The sequence below is a fragment of the Clavibacter sp. CT19 genome, assembly GCF_027858075.1.
Lineage (GTDB): Bacteria > Actinomycetota > Actinomycetes > Actinomycetales > Microbacteriaceae > Clavibacter > Clavibacter tessellarius_A.
The window spans coordinates 474,539-488,112 of record NZ_JAQHYR010000001.1 but is presented as its reverse complement, the minus strand read 5'-3'; the positions used below and the strand labels follow the sequence as shown (position 1 = coordinate 488,112).

Annotated in this window: 14 protein-coding genes; 8 read left to right on the top strand and 6 right to left on the bottom strand. The window is 73.0% G+C overall.

Annotated features, from left to right (window positions below):
* The first annotated feature begins 422 nt into the window (after positions 1 to 422).
* The 4 genes from PED38_RS02230 (at position 423) to PED38_RS02215 (ending at position 3,136) form a co-directional block, all read left to right on the top strand.
* On the top strand, positions 423 to 1,115 hold the full coding sequence (locus PED38_RS02230) for a phosphocholine cytidylyltransferase family protein (RefSeq protein ID WP_270979433.1): 693 nt from the start codon (positions 423 to 425) through the stop codon (positions 1,113 to 1,115).
* Between the two features lie 35 nt (positions 1,116 to 1,150).
* Positions 1,151 to 1,951, top strand: a complete 801-nt coding sequence (locus PED38_RS02225) for an ABC transporter permease (RefSeq protein ID WP_270979432.1) — start codon at positions 1,151 to 1,153, stop codon at positions 1,949 to 1,951.
* Positions 1,951 to 2,748: an ABC transporter ATP-binding protein gene (locus PED38_RS02220; protein ID WP_063071244.1), complete on the top strand. Its 798-nt coding sequence runs from the start codon at positions 1,951 to 1,953 to the stop codon at positions 2,746 to 2,748. Before PED38_RS02225 ends, PED38_RS02220 begins: the two co-directional genes overlap by 1 nt.
* A 76-nt stretch (positions 2,749 to 2,824) precedes the next feature.
* On the top strand, positions 2,825 to 3,136 hold the full coding sequence (locus tag PED38_RS02215; protein WP_063071243.1) for a hypothetical protein: 312 nt from the start codon (positions 2,825 to 2,827) through the stop codon (positions 3,134 to 3,136).
* Here PED38_RS02215 and PED38_RS02210 read toward each other — a convergent pair.
* On the bottom strand, positions 3,126 to 3,449 hold the full coding sequence (locus PED38_RS02210; protein WP_063071242.1) for a helix-turn-helix domain-containing protein: 324 nt from the start codon (positions 3,447 to 3,449) through the stop codon (positions 3,126 to 3,128). The two genes, PED38_RS02215 and PED38_RS02210, sit on opposite strands and share 11 nt — an antisense overlap.
* A 151-nt stretch (positions 3,450 to 3,600) precedes the next feature.
* Between PED38_RS02210 and PED38_RS02205 the strand changes: the two genes are divergently transcribed.
* Entirely contained in the window at positions 3,601 to 4,350 is a 750-nt protein-coding gene (locus tag PED38_RS02205; RefSeq protein ID WP_270979430.1) for a hypothetical protein, read from the top strand.
* A 38-nt stretch (positions 4,351 to 4,388) separates the two neighbouring features.
* Here PED38_RS02205 and PED38_RS02200 read toward each other — a convergent pair whose 3' ends face one another.
* The 5 genes from PED38_RS02200 to PED38_RS02180 all read right to left on the bottom strand — a co-directional run bounded on the left by PED38_RS02200 (position 4,389) and on the right by PED38_RS02180 (position 10,262).
* Positions 4,389 to 5,672 (bottom strand): hypothetical protein, encoded by a 1,284-nt coding sequence (locus PED38_RS02200; protein WP_270979429.1) that lies wholly within the window; start codon positions 5,670 to 5,672, stop codon positions 4,389 to 4,391.
* Between the two features lie 97 nt (positions 5,673 to 5,769).
* Positions 5,770 to 6,645: a glycosyltransferase family 2 protein gene (locus PED38_RS02195; RefSeq protein WP_270979428.1), complete on the bottom strand. Its 876-nt coding sequence runs from the start codon at positions 6,643 to 6,645 to the stop codon at positions 5,770 to 5,772.
* Positions 6,642 to 7,463: a CDP-alcohol phosphatidyltransferase family protein gene (locus PED38_RS02190; protein WP_063071238.1), complete on the bottom strand. Its 822-nt coding sequence runs from the start codon at positions 7,461 to 7,463 to the stop codon at positions 6,642 to 6,644. Before PED38_RS02190 ends, PED38_RS02195 begins: the two co-directional genes overlap by 4 nt.
* Positions 7,460 to 8,533 (bottom strand): glycosyltransferase family 2 protein, encoded by a 1,074-nt coding sequence (locus tag PED38_RS02185; protein WP_063071237.1) that lies wholly within the window; start codon positions 8,531 to 8,533, stop codon positions 7,460 to 7,462. Before PED38_RS02185 ends, PED38_RS02190 begins: the two co-directional genes overlap by 4 nt.
* A gap of 142 nt (positions 8,534 to 8,675) precedes the next feature.
* Positions 8,676 to 10,262: a S1C family serine protease gene (locus PED38_RS02180; protein WP_063071236.1), complete on the bottom strand. Its 1,587-nt coding sequence runs from the start codon at positions 10,260 to 10,262 to the stop codon at positions 8,676 to 8,678.
* Positions 10,263 to 10,463: 201 nt separating this feature from the next.
* Between PED38_RS02180 and PED38_RS02175 the strand changes: the two genes are divergently transcribed.
* The 3 genes from PED38_RS02175 to PED38_RS02165 all read left to right on the top strand — a co-directional run bounded on the left by PED38_RS02175 (position 10,464) and on the right by PED38_RS02165 (position 13,570).
* Positions 10,464 to 11,669, top strand: a complete 1,206-nt coding sequence (locus PED38_RS02175; RefSeq protein ID WP_270979425.1) for an aminotransferase class I/II-fold pyridoxal phosphate-dependent enzyme — start codon at positions 10,464 to 10,466, stop codon at positions 11,667 to 11,669.
* A 129-nt stretch (positions 11,670 to 11,798) separates the two neighbouring features.
* Positions 11,799 to 12,734, top strand: a complete 936-nt coding sequence (locus PED38_RS02170) for an ABC transporter ATP-binding protein (protein ID WP_063071234.1) — start codon at positions 11,799 to 11,801, stop codon at positions 12,732 to 12,734.
* Positions 12,731 to 13,570 carry an ABC transporter permease subunit gene (locus PED38_RS02165; protein ID WP_063071233.1) on the top strand — a complete coding sequence of 280 codons (840 nt, stop codon included), beginning with the start codon at positions 12,731 to 12,733 and terminating at the stop codon, positions 13,568 to 13,570. The genes PED38_RS02170 and PED38_RS02165 overlap by 4 nt, the downstream gene beginning before the upstream one ends.
* The last annotated feature ends 4 nt before the right edge of the window (positions 13,571 to 13,574 follow it).

Below are 13,574 nucleotides of genomic sequence, written 5' to 3'. Positions count from 1 at the left end.
ACCGGCGTCGGTGGCGCGGTCGGCATCGGCGTGCGTCGCGGAGGGGCTGCCGGCGGCCCCGTCGGGCAGCGCGGCGGACCGGTCGGACGTCGCGTCGGATGAGGTCGTGTCGTCGGGGGCGTCGGTCACGCGCCCACGTTAGCAAGGCCCTCCTCCGCGCCCGCCCGGGCGTCCTCGTGCTACGGCGGGCACCGCTCCCCCGAGCGCCCGTCGAGGCGCCGATCCGCGGCACCGCGACCGTCCGGACGTCACGAAAGGGACACGACCGCTTCCCGCCTCCCCCGCATTTCCCCACCCGCGGCGTAGGGTGAAGGAGGCATGACGGCGTGTCGAACAGGAAACCCGCGGGTGAAGTCCCGGCGAACCCTCGACGTCGGAGGGCTCCCGAGCGGACTCCGCACCCCGCATCGAACGGAGAACACATGACCACCCAGGTAGTCATCCTGGCGGCAGGCATGGGCAGCCGTCTCGGACGCAGCCTCCCCAAGCCCCTCACCGAGCTCAGCGACGGCCGCACGATCATGGGCCAGCAGTTCGACAACATCCGCTTCGGCCTCGGCGACGACGCCAAGGTCAGCATCGTCGTGGGCTACAAGCTCGACCACATCATCGACGCCTTCCCCGACGCCGAGTACATCTACAACGAGCAGTACGACCAGACCAACACGTCCAAGAGCCTGCTCCGCGCCCTCCGCGCCTCGGGCCCCGGGGGCGTCCTCTGGATGAACGGCGACGTCGTGTTCGACCCGATGATCCTGCGCCGCGCGGCCGCGATGATCGCGCGGGACCAGTCGTTCGTCACGGTCAACACCTCGCGCGTCTCCGACGAGGAGGTCAAGTACACGACGAGCCCCGAGGGGTACATCCGCGAGCTGTCCAAGACCGTCGTCGGCGGGCTGGGCGAGGCCGTGGGCATCAACTACATCTCCAAGGCCGACAAGCCCGTCCTCATCCGCCAGCTGGCCCGCGTCGGCGACCAGGACTACTTCGAGCGTGGAATAGAGTTGGGCGTCGAGCAGGACTCCCTGCTCGTCGAACCGGTAGACATCTCCGACCTGTACGCGGTCGAGGTCGACTTCGCGGAGGACCTCGAGAGGGCCAACCTCTTCGTCTAGGCCGCCTCGGGGATGCTGACGCAGAGGACCCCGCCGTGCACGATGCCGCCATGCCCGGCCGCGCGTCCCGCACCCCCGCCGCCCGCTACCGCCGCTCGCTCTGGCTCCTGACGACGCGCGACCTGAAGGTCCGCTACTCCACCAGCGCGCTCGGCTGGTTCTGGTCGATCCTCGACCCGCTCGTGATGTCGGGCATCTACTGGTTCGTCTTCACCGTCGTCTTCACCCGGGACGTGGGCGAGGAGCCGTACATCGTCTTCCTCCTCGCGGCCCTCCTGCCGTGGATGTGGTTCACCGGGGCCACGAGCGACTTCACCCGGGCGTTCAGCTCGCAGGCCAAGCTCGTGCGATCGACCCGGATCCCGCGCACCATCTGGGTCCTGCGGCTCGTGCTCGCGAAGGGCTTCGAGCTCATCGCGAGCCTGCCCGTGCTGGCCGTCTTCGCGATCGTGGCCGGTGCGGGGCTGTCGGTCGAGGTCCTCCTGTTCCCGCTCGCCGTGGTGATCCAGGCGGCGCTGCTCCTCGGCATCGGCCTCGTCATCTCGCCGCTCGTCGTCTTCTTCCGCGACCTCGAGCGCGCCGTCAAGCTCGTCCTGCGCTTCCTCTTCTACGCCTCCCCCGTGGTCTACTCGTCGCGCGACCTGCCCGCCGAGCTGCACCCGTGGGCCGCGCTCAACCCGCTCACCGGCATCTTCGGCCTCTACCGCTCGGCGTTCTTCCCCGCGGAGCTCGACTGGTACGCCGTGGGCGTGAGCGCGCTCATCGCGGGCGTCCTGCTCGCCGTGGGCGCGCTCGTCTTCCGCCGCTCCCTGCCTGCCGTGCTGAAGGAGATCTGATGGACGCCGCACCCGCCGCCGCCTCCGCGGACGCCTCCGCCCCGGTCATCGCCGTCCGAGACGCGGGCATCCGCTTCCGCCGGAACCGCAAGGCCCGCCGCAGCTTCAAGGACCTGTTCGCCGGGTCCGCCCGTCGCGCCCGCCCCGGCGAGTTCTGGGCGCTGCGCCACGTGAGCTTCGAGGTGCGCGCGGGCGAGGCGATCGGCGTCGTCGGCCGCAACGGGCAGGGCAAGTCCACGCTCCTCAAGCTGGTGGCCGAGGTGCTGATCCCGGACGAGGGCGCCGTCGGCGTGCACGCAGGCGTCGCCCCGCTCATCGAGATCACGGGCGGCTTCGTCAACGACCTGACGGTGCGAGACAACATCTACCTCACGGCCGGCCTGCACGGGATGTCGAAGGCGGAGATCGACGCGCAGTTCGACGAGATCATCGCGTTCGCCGAGATCCCCGACTTCGTGGACACCCCGTACAAGCACCTGTCGAGCGGGATGAAGGTGCGCATCGCGTTCGCGGTCATCTCCCGCCTCGACGAGCCGGTCCTGCTCGTCGACGAGGTGCTGGCGGTGGGCGACAAGGCGTTCCGCGAGAAGTGCTACCACCGCATCGAGCAGATGCTGGCGGAGGGGCGCACCCTCTTCTTCGTCTCGCACAACGAGCGCGACCTGCGCCGCTTCTGCACGCGGGGCCTCTACCTGGACAGGGGCGCGCTGGTCCTCGACGGCCCCATCGACCGGGTGGTGGACGCCTACAACGCCGACCTCGAGCCGCCCGCGGCACCGGCCGCGGCGGCCAGCTAGGCACCCCTCCTCCCCAGCCCCGCCCCTCCACAGGCCCGCGACCTCGCACGTCGCACGTCGCCCCTACCGTGCACGCATGCTGCGACCCGTCCCGCCCCTGCCCGTCCGCCCGGATCCCGAGCCCGCGTACCGCGTGCCCTGGCACTTCGACCGCACGCTCGAACGCCCCCGCTTCGCGCTCGTCAACGTCGGCGAGGAGGTGCTGCACGCCATCTCGCTGCACCTGCTCGGCTCCGGCACGATGCTCTCGCGAGCGCCCGTCACGGTGCGGCCGGGCGAGCGGCTGTCCACGACCATCCGAGGGGACGACCTCGCGCTCGACACCGTCCTCGTGGTGCGGTGGTTCCGTCCGGACGGGGGCGAGTACCTGTGGCGCGTCAGCTTCTGACGGGCGTGGTGCCGCGCCGGTCGCGCTCGCGCTCGAGCCGGATGAGCTCGGCCGGCGAGTCGCCGTCGTCCTGCGGGAGCATGTCGGCGGTGAGGCCCGTCACGAGGAGGCCCGCGTCCACGTCGAGGCCGCTCGCGATCTTGATGATGTTCCGGAGGGAGGGGTTCCGCTGCCCGCGCTCGATCTTGCCGAGGGCGGTCCAGTGGATGCCGGAGAGCTCGGCGAGCGTCTCCTGGCTGATGCCGATGCGCTGGCGCTGCTCGCGCACGCGGGCGCCGAACGCGGCGGCGGCCTCGGAGACGGTGGTGACCATGGCACATGCTTATCCGCCACATGAAGGAATAGCCAGAGCGCCGGCGCCCCATGCTTCTACGGCCTACCCTCTCGAGCACCCCCGGACATCGCGCGGGCGTCACGGACCCGGAGGGCACGAAGGATCAGCTGCCGCCGCGTAGGCTCTCCCCATGAACGACGCACCCGACCTCGATCCCGCCGTGGCCACGGGCATCGATCGTCTCCTGTCCGTGCAGCGCCCCGTCGTGCTCGCCCACATCCGGTCCATACGCGCGCGTCACCCGGAGGCCTCCCCCGACCGCATCATCGCGATCCTGGAGAAGCGCTTCCTCACCGCGGTCACCGCGGGCGGGGCCGCCGTGGGCGCCAGCGCCGTCATCCCCGGGATCGGCACCGGCGTCTCCCTCGCCCTGACCGGCGTCGAGACCGCGGGCTTCCTCGAGGCGAGCGCGCTCTTCGCGCAGTCCATCACCGAGGTCCACGGCATCACCGTCGAGGATCCGGTGCGGGCCCGGGCCCTCGTCATGACCATGATGCTCGGCGCGCCGGGCGCCCAGGTCATCCAGCAGTTCACGGGCCAGTTCTCGGGGCAGCCGACGGACCGGAACGCGAACTGGGGTCGGGCCATCACCTCCGGCCTGCCGTCGTTCGCCATGGGGCCCATCGCCGACCGCATCAAGCGCGCCTTCATCCGCCGGTTCGTCGTGAACCAGGGCGCCAGCGCGATCGGCCGCGCGGTGCCCTTCGGCATCGGCGCCGTCATCGGCGGCACCGGCAACCGGATGCTCGGCGGTAAGATCGTCGCGAGCTCCCGCCAAGCGTTCGGCCCGGCGCCCGCGACGTTCCCGGCCGACCTCGCCGTGCCGGAGAAGAAGCCCCGCGTGATCCGCATCGCGGAGAAGAAGGCCGCCAAGCGCTAGCGGCTGGACGGCTCTCGAGCACGCGGCCCTCCCCGCGATCAGGACTCCTCGTCCTCGTCGTCCACCTCTGCGTCCCCGCCGTCGGTCGCCTCGTCGCGCGCATGCAGGGCGGCGTGCCGGTCCCACTCCGACAGGAGGAGCTCGATCGCCGCGTGGAAGCGTGCCGTGGCGGCACCCGGGGACGCATCGCCGAAGTAGTGGCGCACCCACGCCGCGAGCCGGCGGTCGGCCGCGGCGTCGTGCTGCAGCTCGTCGAGGCGCGCGACGATGCTGCGGGCGTCGTCGGCGGTCAGCCACTCGCAGTCGGAGAGGTAGCCGTCGGTGTCGATCTGCGCCTCCGGCTGCACGGGTCGCGTCACCATGAGCGGCTTCCCCGCCGCCAGCCGGTCGTAGACCATGGCCGAGATGTCGACGATGGCCATGTCGGCCGCGGACAGCTGCCAGCCGAGCTCCCGGGATCGGTCGACGACGTGCTGCGCCGACGGGTCCTGCGCGTTCGCCCGCTCGAGCACGGCCGCGATCTCGCGGTCCGCACGGGCGTACTCGGGGTCGACGACGCCCGAGCGCGGATGCGGCCGGTACACGACCCGGTGCCGGCCCGTGGCGACCAGGTCGCGCACGAGCGGGACGCCGTGCGTGGCGATGGACCCGTACGCGGCCGCGGCGCGGTCCCCCTCCCAGGTGGGGGCGTAGAGGACCACGGTCCGGTCGTCCGGCGTGAACGGCAGCTCGCCCGCGTAGTGGTCGGCCTGCGGGCGGCCGATGGGGATCGCGCGCCGGTCGAGGTCGTAGTCCCAGAGGACCTTGCCGAGCCGCGCGCGGGCGGCGTCCCCCGCGATGAGGCTGTAGTCGTAGGCCTTGAACTGGTTCGTGGTCATGTACATCTTGTCGGACTCGCCGTGGTTGACGAAGACGTGCCAGCGGCGCCCGTACCGCATCATCTGGAAGTTGCGGGTGTTCTGGTTGACGTAGAGGACGATGCGGATGTCCTGCTCCGCGATCACCCGCTCGAGGTCGGCCACCCGGCGCACGTACTCGACCGGCAGCGGGCTTTCGTCGAGGAGCGCGTCCGCCCCGCTCGGGTGGCGGCTGAGGATCACGACGGGGTGCGTCCGGGCGAGCTCCGCGAGCGGCCGGTACCACTGCCGGATCTGGTACATGTTCACGGCCGAGTCGGCGAAGTACACGGCGATGCGGTACTCGCCCTGCGGCGACGGCGGCCGGAGCGCCAGCTTGCGCTGCAGGGATCCGCGAGCCCGACGCTGCTGGACGAGCGAGAGGATGGCGCGCACGCCGAGGCGCGCGTCGTTCAGGAGACCCATGCATCCACCGTAGCCAGCGCTCCGGACGGCCCCGGCCCCGCCCCGGTCGGGGGCGCGGAACGGTAGGAGATCGTGACCGCGGGATGCCGGGTCACGATCAGATGACGGGCGGCCTGCCCGCGCGCGTCATGCGGACGACGGTCCGCCAGGACAGGGGCCGGCGTCGGCCCGGGGAGGTGGTCCAGCCTTCGCGCCAGCCGCGCAGCCACGTGCTCAGACCGTCGCCGCCGCGGGCGCTGCGGATCAGCTGCACGGCCGTCCACGTCCCGACGTAGACGGGGACGAGGGGCAGCGGCAGGTTGCGGCGGGCGAGCCAGACGCGGTTGCGGGCGTTCAGGCGGTGGTACTCCGCGTGCCGGGTGGGCGCGACGGCCGGATGGTGGGCGACGAGGTCGCCGGCGTACCAGGCGCGCAGCCCCTGGTCCCAGATCCGCCAGGCCAGCTCGATCCCCTCGTGGGCGTAGAAGAACTCCCCCGCCCAGCCGTCGGCCGCCTCGAACGCGTCGCGGCGCACGACGACCGCGCCCTCGAGCACGGAGAAGACGGCGCTCGAGTCGGCCGGGTCGCCCTTGCGGATCCGTGGGATCCACCGGCGGGGCGTGGCGGTTCCCGTCGGGTCGACGATGCGCGGCTGGACGAGCGCGACGTCGCCCCGCTCCCCCATCAGCGCGAGTGCGTCCCGGACGAACGACGCGCTCGGGACGGTCTCGTCGTCGTCGAGGAAGAACAGCGCGTCGCCGACCACGAGCGGCACCCCGGCGTTGCGGCCGGCCGGGATCCCGAGGTTCTCGGGGAGGTGCAGACCGCGGACCCCGGCCGGCAGGCCCGTCGGGTCCCAGCCGTTGCCGACCACGACGACGTCGAGCGCGACGCCCTCCTGCCGCAGGACGGACGCGAGGGCCGCGGCGAGGCCGTCCGGACGCCGCCCCTGGCTGAGCACGACGACGCCGACGCGCGGCAGGGAGCCGGTCACGCGGAGGTCAGACGGCGCGAGGTGACGATCATGACGAAGTGGCCCACGAGCGCGAGCACGGCGAGCGGCACCAGCGCGACGAGGAAGACGCGGTCGGTCTCCGGCTGGCCGAGCAGGAGGCCCGCGAGCGCGACGACGAAGGTCACGATCGTGAGCTCCACCGAGTGGAACATCCGGTGGAAGGGCAGGAAGCGCACGATGCGGCGCGCGGTGGCGATGAGCGACCGCTGCGAGGCCACGGTCCCCGCGCCCGCGGGCGCCTTGGGCAGGTCGGCCGACGCGCGGGCCACGCGCACCATGTCGTTCAGGGCCTTGTTCAGCACGATGACCAGCGCCAGGGCGAAGGCCAGCGTCGTCCACGGGAGGTCGTCCGGCGCCTCGAACGGGTAGGCGGCCGCGCGGATCCCCAGCGCGAGCGCGATGAGGGTCTCCGTCGAGTAGTGCCCCACTGCGTCGAGGAAGTGGCCGACCGGCGACGAGGTCCGACGCCAGCGCGCGACCTCGCCGTCGCAGCAGTCCACGAGCATCTGCAGCTGGCCGAGCACCAGGGCGAGCGCCGCGCCGGCGATGCCCGGGATGAGGAGCGCGGCCGCGGCGGCCCAGCCGGTGAGGATCATCACGACCGTGACGCCGTTGGCGCTGATGCGCGTGCGGAGCAGCAGCCACGTGAGGTACGGCGAGAGGTCGCGGAGGTAGAGGTGCGCCGTCCAGTGCTCGGCGTTGGCGCGCAGCCGGACCTCGGGCGGCTGCGTGACGCGGCGCAGCTCGGCGATGGATCCGGGCAGGCCGCGAGCGGCGGGGTCGGTCGCGGAGGTCATCGTCCCGTGTGCCCGTCGAGGTCGTCGGTGAGGTGCAGGAATCCCAGCACGAAGCCGGTGCCCCAGCTGAAGTGGATGCACGGCAGCACCGCCGCGAACCGCAGCATCGTGGCCGCCCCGTCGCGCGCCGCGACGCCGACCGTGCTCACGAGGACGAACCCCGCGTAGAGGCCGGGGACGGCGAACGCGCCGACCAGGCGGCGGAGGCCCGGTAGCCCGACGGCGGGTCCGATCGCGCCGGCGGCGCCGAGGAGCAGCCCCGTCGCCACGCCCGCCACCGCCACGGGGGGCACGAAGTAGCGGACGCCGTTCTGTCGCGGGTACCGGCGCGCCAGCTCGCCGCGCCAGAGCCCCGTCGCGAAGAACTGCCGGACCAGCGACGGGAACGTGGAGCGGGGGCGGTAGGTGACCTTCATCCGCGGGGTGAACCACACGAGCCCGCCGCTCCGGCGGAGCCGTCGGTTGAGCTCCCAGTCCTGGCCGCGACGGACCCCCTCGTCAAAGAGCCCCACCTCGAGGAGCCGGTCACGCCGGAACGACCCGAGGTACGCGGTCTCCGCCGGCCCCTCCTCGCCGCCCACGTGATGCGCGGTGCCGCCGAGGCCGACGCGGGCGCCGTACGCGCGGGCGACGGCCTTCTCGAACGGCGTCCGACCCTCGGCCGACATGAGGCCGCCGACGTTGTCGGCGCCCGTCGCCTGCAGCGTCTCGACGGCGATGCGCGTGTAGTCGCGCGGGAGGAGGGAGTGCGCGTCGACGCGGATCACCACGGGGTTCCGGGTGGCGCGGATCGCGGCGTTGAGGCCGCCGGGGGTGGAGCCGCTGGGGTTGTCCACGCTCGTGATGCGCGGATCCGCCCGGGCCATCTCGCGCACGACCTCCGTCGTGCCGTCGGTGCTCGGGCCCAGCGCGAGGACGACCTCGAAGTCGCCGCCGTAGTCCTGGCGCATCATGCTCTCGACCGCCGCGCGCACGTGCGCCGCCTCGTTCAGGATCGGCATGACGTACGAGACGGCGGGCAGTCCGCCGGGGATGCCGGCGACGGGGTCGCGTCGCGGGTGGTTCGCCATCTGAGCCGATCTCGTGGAGGAGGTGCGGCCGGGGCCTGCCTGGCCGAGCCTCGCAGGAGTTTACCAGCCTGCCGGATAACCCGACCCCGGCGTGCGAGAGGGGCGGGCCGGCTCTCGCCGACCCGCCCCTCCGTCGTGACCGCTACTGCTGCAGCGTGCCGAGCTTCACGTCGACCTGCTGCTTCTGCCCGCCGCGGATGACCGTCAGCTTCACGTCGCTGCCGCCGGGCATCGCGCGGACCTGCGCCGTGAGGTCGCTGGCCTTGCTGATGGGCCGGCCCTCGAAGGCCGTGACGATGTCGCCCGAGCGCAGGCCGGCGTCCGCCGCCGCCCCGCCGCTCTGCGGCTCCGCGATGAACGCGCCGCCCACCGGCGTGGACGAGTCGCCCTTGGCGACGTCGCGGACGCTGGCGCCGAGCAGTCCGTGCGAGGCGGAGCCGCCCTGCATGATCTCCTGGCCCACGCGCTTGGCGAGGTTGGACGGGATCGCGAAGCCGACGCCGATGTTCCCGGAGGTGCCGCTCGTCCCGCTCGCGTTCGCGATGGCCACGTTGACGCCGATGAGCTTGCCGTCGCCGTCCAGCAGAGCCCCGCCGGAGTTGCCGGGGTTGATGGCCGCGTCGGTCTGGATCACCGCGAGGCTGATGTTCGCCGCGGGCTGCCCCTGGCCCCCGGAGCCGCCCTGGCCGGAGCCGCCCTGTCCGCCGGAGCCGCCCTTGCCCTCGTTGCCGAACGGCCAGAAGTTGAACGGGGTCTCGTCGCTCTGGCTGCCGTCGCCCGGCGTCTGCGGGGCCGCCGAGGAGGCGACCTGGATGCTGCGGTCCAGGGCGCTCACGATGCCGTCGGTGACCGTGCCGGAGAGGCCGAGGGGCGAGCCGATCGCGATCGCCGTGTCGCCGACGTTGAGCTTCGACGAGTCGGCGAACTCGATGGGCGTCAGCCCGCTCGCGCTGTCGAGCTTGATGACGGCGAGGTCGACCACCGGGTCGGTGCCGATGAGCTTGGCCGTGTAGAGCGCGCCGTCCGCGGTCTTGACCTGGATGGATCCGTCGCCGATCTCACCGTCGAGGGTGACCACGTGCGTGTTGGTGAGGACGTAGCCGTCGGCGGAGAGGATCACGCCCGATCCGGTGCCGGCGCCCGTGGCGCCCGCGACGGAGATGGTGACGACCGATCCCGAGGCCTTGGCCGCCACGGCGGTGATCGGCGTGGCGTCCTCGGGGTCGTTGACCGTGATGTTGGCCGGTGACTGGCTCACCGCGTCGGAGGCGTCGTCGTCGTGCGCCACGGCCCAGGTCGTGAGGCCGCCCGCGGCTCCGCCGATGAGGGCGCCCACGGCGAGCATCGCGACCAGCGGGAGGGCCTTGCTCGCCTTGCGCCGCGGCGGTGCGGCGGCCGCGCCCGAAGCGGATGCGGAGGGGTCCTGCGGGGACCCGGCCGGCGGGACGGCGGCAGCCGTGCCGTAGGCGAGCGTGTCGCGCTGGTCCGCCGACGGGGTGACGGGTGCGGTCGCGGGGCTCGTGGGAGCGGGATGGGCGGCCGCCGCGGGACCGTCGGGGGCGGGCCAGGAGGGATCGCCCTCGCGCGCCGGACCGGAGGATGCCGTGCCCGCCGCGTCGCCGTCGCCTCCCTGACCGGAGGATGCCGGGCCCGCCGGGGAGCCGTCGGGACCCGTGGCGCGTGCGCGCGCGGCCTCGTCGTCGCCGGCTCCGTGGGGACTGTCAGTCATCAGTGGTGCTCCTCTCAGGTGGTGCCAGCATCACGGTGGAGCCTGGGCGTTGTCTATGGCCGTGCTGACAGGCGTCGCCGCATGCGGCGCCCGCACCGGGCGGGCGTCGGATGGCGACGTGCTCCCGGCTCCCCCGCCGTGATGTCCCGAGCGTACGCGGCGGTCGGCCGCGCGTGCGGCGCCCCCGCCATGATGGGGGCCATGACGATCTCCGGCGCGTGGACGCGCGCAGCCCGCGGGGCCATGCTCCTGGCCGACGACGGGACGCCCGGCACGACCGTGTTCGCCGAGATGAGCGCGCTCGCGGCGGCGACCGGGGCGATCAACCTCGGGCAGGGCTTCCCCGACGAGGACGGCCCCGCCGAGGTGCTCGAGGCGGCCCGCGAGGCCATCGCCGCCGGGGCGAACCAGTACCCGCCGGGACGCGGGACACCCGAGCTCCGGGCCGCGATCGCCGCCCACCGGGCGCGGTTCCACGGCATCGACGTCGACCCGGCCACGGAGGTGCTCGTCACGGCCGGCGCGACGGAGGCGATCGCGGCGACGCTCCTCGCGCTCGTGGAGGAGGGCGACGAGGTCGTGACGCTCGAGCCGTTCTACGACGCGTACGGGGCGCTCATCTCCCTCGCGCGGGGCGTGCACCGCACCGTGCCCCTCCGCGGGCCCCGCTTCCAGCCCGACCTCGACGACCTGCGTCGCGCGGTCACGGACCGCACGCGCGTGATCCTCCTCAACGACCCGCACAACCCCACCGGGACGGTGCTCCGGCGGGAGGTGCGGGAGCTCGTGGTCGAGCTCGCCATCGCCCACGACGCGGTGATCGTGACCGACGAGGTGTACGAGCACCTGGTGTTCGACGGATCGCACGAGCCCGTGTCCGTCCTGCCGGGCGCCCGGGAGCGGACCGTCAGCATCTCCTCCGGCGGCAAGACGTTCCGCACGACGGGCTGGAAGGTCGGCTGGCTGACCGCGCCCGCGCCGCTCGTGTCGGCGATCCTCGCGGTGAAGCAGTTCCTCACCTTCGTCAACGGCGCGCCGTTCCAGCCGGCCATCGCCGTCGGCCTGGCCCTGCCGGACGAGGTCTTCGCGGGAATCGCCGACGACCTGCGGGCCAAGCGCGACATCCTCGCCGCCGGCCTCACGGCCGCGGGCTTCCGGATCACGCTGCCCGCCGCGGGCTACTTCATCGTCGCGGACGCGGCGCCGCTCGGTTTCCCGGACGCCCGCGAGCTGTGCCTGCGGCTGCCGGAGCTCGCGGGCGTGGTCGCGGTGCCGCTCTCCGCCTTCTGCCGGGAGCCGCTCGCGACCGAGCACGCGTCGCTCGTCCGGTTCGCCTTCTGCAAGCGCACCGAGGTGCTCGAGGAGGCGGTGCGGCGGCTCGCCGGGCTGGCGGACCGCGCCCGCTGACGCGGCACCCGGGTACCACGGGGGCCGGAGCGCGGGGGCCGGAGGGGGGACGCGCCGCCGGAGGGGCCGGCCCTAACGTGGGATCCGCGGGCGCTGGGCCCGCGACCCCATCCTGAGGAGGCAGCGCGCATGATCGTCGCTGAGAACCTGACCAAGCGCTACGGCGCGAAGACCGCCGTGGACGGCGTGAGCTTCACCGTCCAGCCGGGCATGGTGACCGGATTCCTCGGTCCGAACGGCGCCGGCAAGTCCACCACGATGCGCATGATCGTCGGGCTCGACAGCCCCACGTCCGGCTCGGTGACGGTCAACGGCCGACGCTACCGGGACCTCCAGGCCCCGCTCCACGAGGTCGGCGCGCTCCTCGACGCGAAGGCCGTGCACACCGGCCGCAGCGCCTACAACCACCTGCTCGCCATGGCCGCCACCCACGGCATCCCGCGCGCCCGCGTCGACGAGGTCATCGAGATGACGGGCCTGCAGCCCGTCGCCAAGAAGCGCGTCGGCGGCTTCTCCCTCGGCATGGGCCAGCGGCTCGGCATCGCCGTGGCGCTCCTCGGCGACCCGCGCACGCTGATCCTCGACGAGCCCGTCAACGGCCTCGACCCCGAGGGCGTGCTGTGGGTGCGCAACATCACGCGCTACCTCGCCGGCCAGGGCCGCACCGTGCTCCTCTCCTCCCACCTCATGAGCGAGATGGCGCAGACCGCTGACCACCTGATCGTGCTCGGCCGCGGGCGCGTGCTCGCGGACGCGCCCGTCGCCGCGGTCGTCGCGGGGGCCACGAGTGGACTCGTCCGCGTCCGTTCCCCGCACGCCGACCGGCTCGGCCAGGCCGTGGCCCGCCCGGACGTCGTGGTGACGAGCGTCGAGCGCGACGTCATCGAGATCACCGGCCTCGACGCCGCGCAGGTCGGAGACGCGGCGATGTCCGCGGGCGTCGTGCTGCACGAGCTCACGCCCATCACCGCGTCCCTCGAGGACGCCTACCTGTCGCTCACGCAGGGCGACGTCGAGTACCACAGCGCCGCAGTCGGCACGACCGAGCAGGAGATCGCACGATGACCGCCACCCGCACCGCCTCCGCGCCCGCACCGGTGACGTCGGGCCGTCCCACCCTCCCCCGCCTCATGCGCTCCGAGTGGATCAAGCTGCGCACGCTGCGCTCCACCGTCTGGTGCTTCGCGCTGATCCTGCTGGTCTTCGTCGGCTTCTCCGCGATGTTCGCGCCCCCCATCGCCGGGCAGATGGGCGAACAGCTCGCGCTGGGCCGAGAACCCGCCACCCCGCTGCTGCTCCGCTTCACCCTCACCTTCTCGATCTTCGGCATGCTCGTCGCGGGCGTGCTCGGTGTCCTCACGATCAGCGGCGAATACTCCACCGGCATGATCCGCTCGACGTTCAGCGCCGCACCCCGGCGCCTCGGCGCGCTCGTGGCGAAGGGGATCGTGTTCACGGTCGTCACGTTCATCGTGTCGGCCGTGGCCGTCGTCGCCGCCGTGCTCGTGGGCCAGGCGTTCTTCATCGACGTGGGCGCGAAGATCGACATCGCCACCGGGGAGGCGTTCACCGCGATGCTCGGCGCGACCCTCTTCATCGTGCTCATCGGCCTGATGGGGTTCGCCTTCGGGATGCTGCTCCGCAACGGCGCCGCGGGGATCGGCGCCCTGATGGGCCTCGTCCTCGTCCTGCCGCTGATCGCGAGCATCCTGGGCGCGGTGCTGCCGTGGGTCTCGGACCTCCTCGAGTACCTGCCCTTCAACGCCGGGATGCGGCTGTACTCCTTGCCGTCCGGTTCGCCCGACGAGCTCGAGTTCTGGCAGGCGCTGCTCGTGATGGTCGGCTGGGTCGCCGTGATCCTCGTGCCCGCGCTGATCCTCGCCCGCAAGCGGGACGCCTGATCGA

Bases quoted from the DNA above. Each gene is read 5' to 3' on its own strand.
- PED38_RS02230 (WP_270979433.1), top strand. From the start codon at position 423: ATGACCACCCAGGTAGTCATCCTGGCGGCAGGCATGGGCAGCCGTCTC.
- PED38_RS02220 (WP_063071244.1), top strand. From the start codon at position 1,951: ATGGACGCCGCACCCGCCGCCGCCTCCGCGGACGCCTCCGCCCCGGTC.
- PED38_RS02215 (WP_063071243.1), top strand. From the start codon at position 2,825: ATGCTGCGACCCGTCCCGCCCCTGCCCGTCCGCCCGGATCCCGAGCCC.
- PED38_RS02210 (WP_063071242.1), bottom strand. From the start codon at position 3,449: ATGGTCACCACCGTCTCCGAGGCCGCCGCCGCGTTCGGCGCCCGCGTG.
- PED38_RS02205 (WP_270979430.1), top strand. From the start codon at position 3,601: ATGAACGACGCACCCGACCTCGATCCCGCCGTGGCCACGGGCATCGAT.
- PED38_RS02200 (WP_270979429.1), bottom strand. From the start codon at position 5,672: ATGGGTCTCCTGAACGACGCGCGCCTCGGCGTGCGCGCCATCCTCTCG.
- PED38_RS02190 (WP_063071238.1), bottom strand. From the start codon at position 7,463: ATGACCTCCGCGACCGACCCCGCCGCTCGCGGCCTGCCCGGATCCATC.
- PED38_RS02185 (WP_063071237.1), bottom strand. From the start codon at position 8,533: ATGGCGAACCACCCGCGACGCGACCCCGTCGCCGGCATCCCCGGCGGA.
- PED38_RS02180 (WP_063071236.1), bottom strand. From the start codon at position 10,262: ATGACTGACAGTCCCCACGGAGCCGGCGACGACGAGGCCGCGCGCGCA.
- PED38_RS02175 (WP_270979425.1), top strand. From the start codon at position 10,464: ATGACGATCTCCGGCGCGTGGACGCGCGCAGCCCGCGGGGCCATGCTC.
- PED38_RS02170 (WP_063071234.1), top strand. From the start codon at position 11,799: ATGATCGTCGCTGAGAACCTGACCAAGCGCTACGGCGCGAAGACCGCC.
- PED38_RS02165 (WP_063071233.1), top strand. From the start codon at position 12,731: ATGACCGCCACCCGCACCGCCTCCGCGCCCGCACCGGTGACGTCGGGC.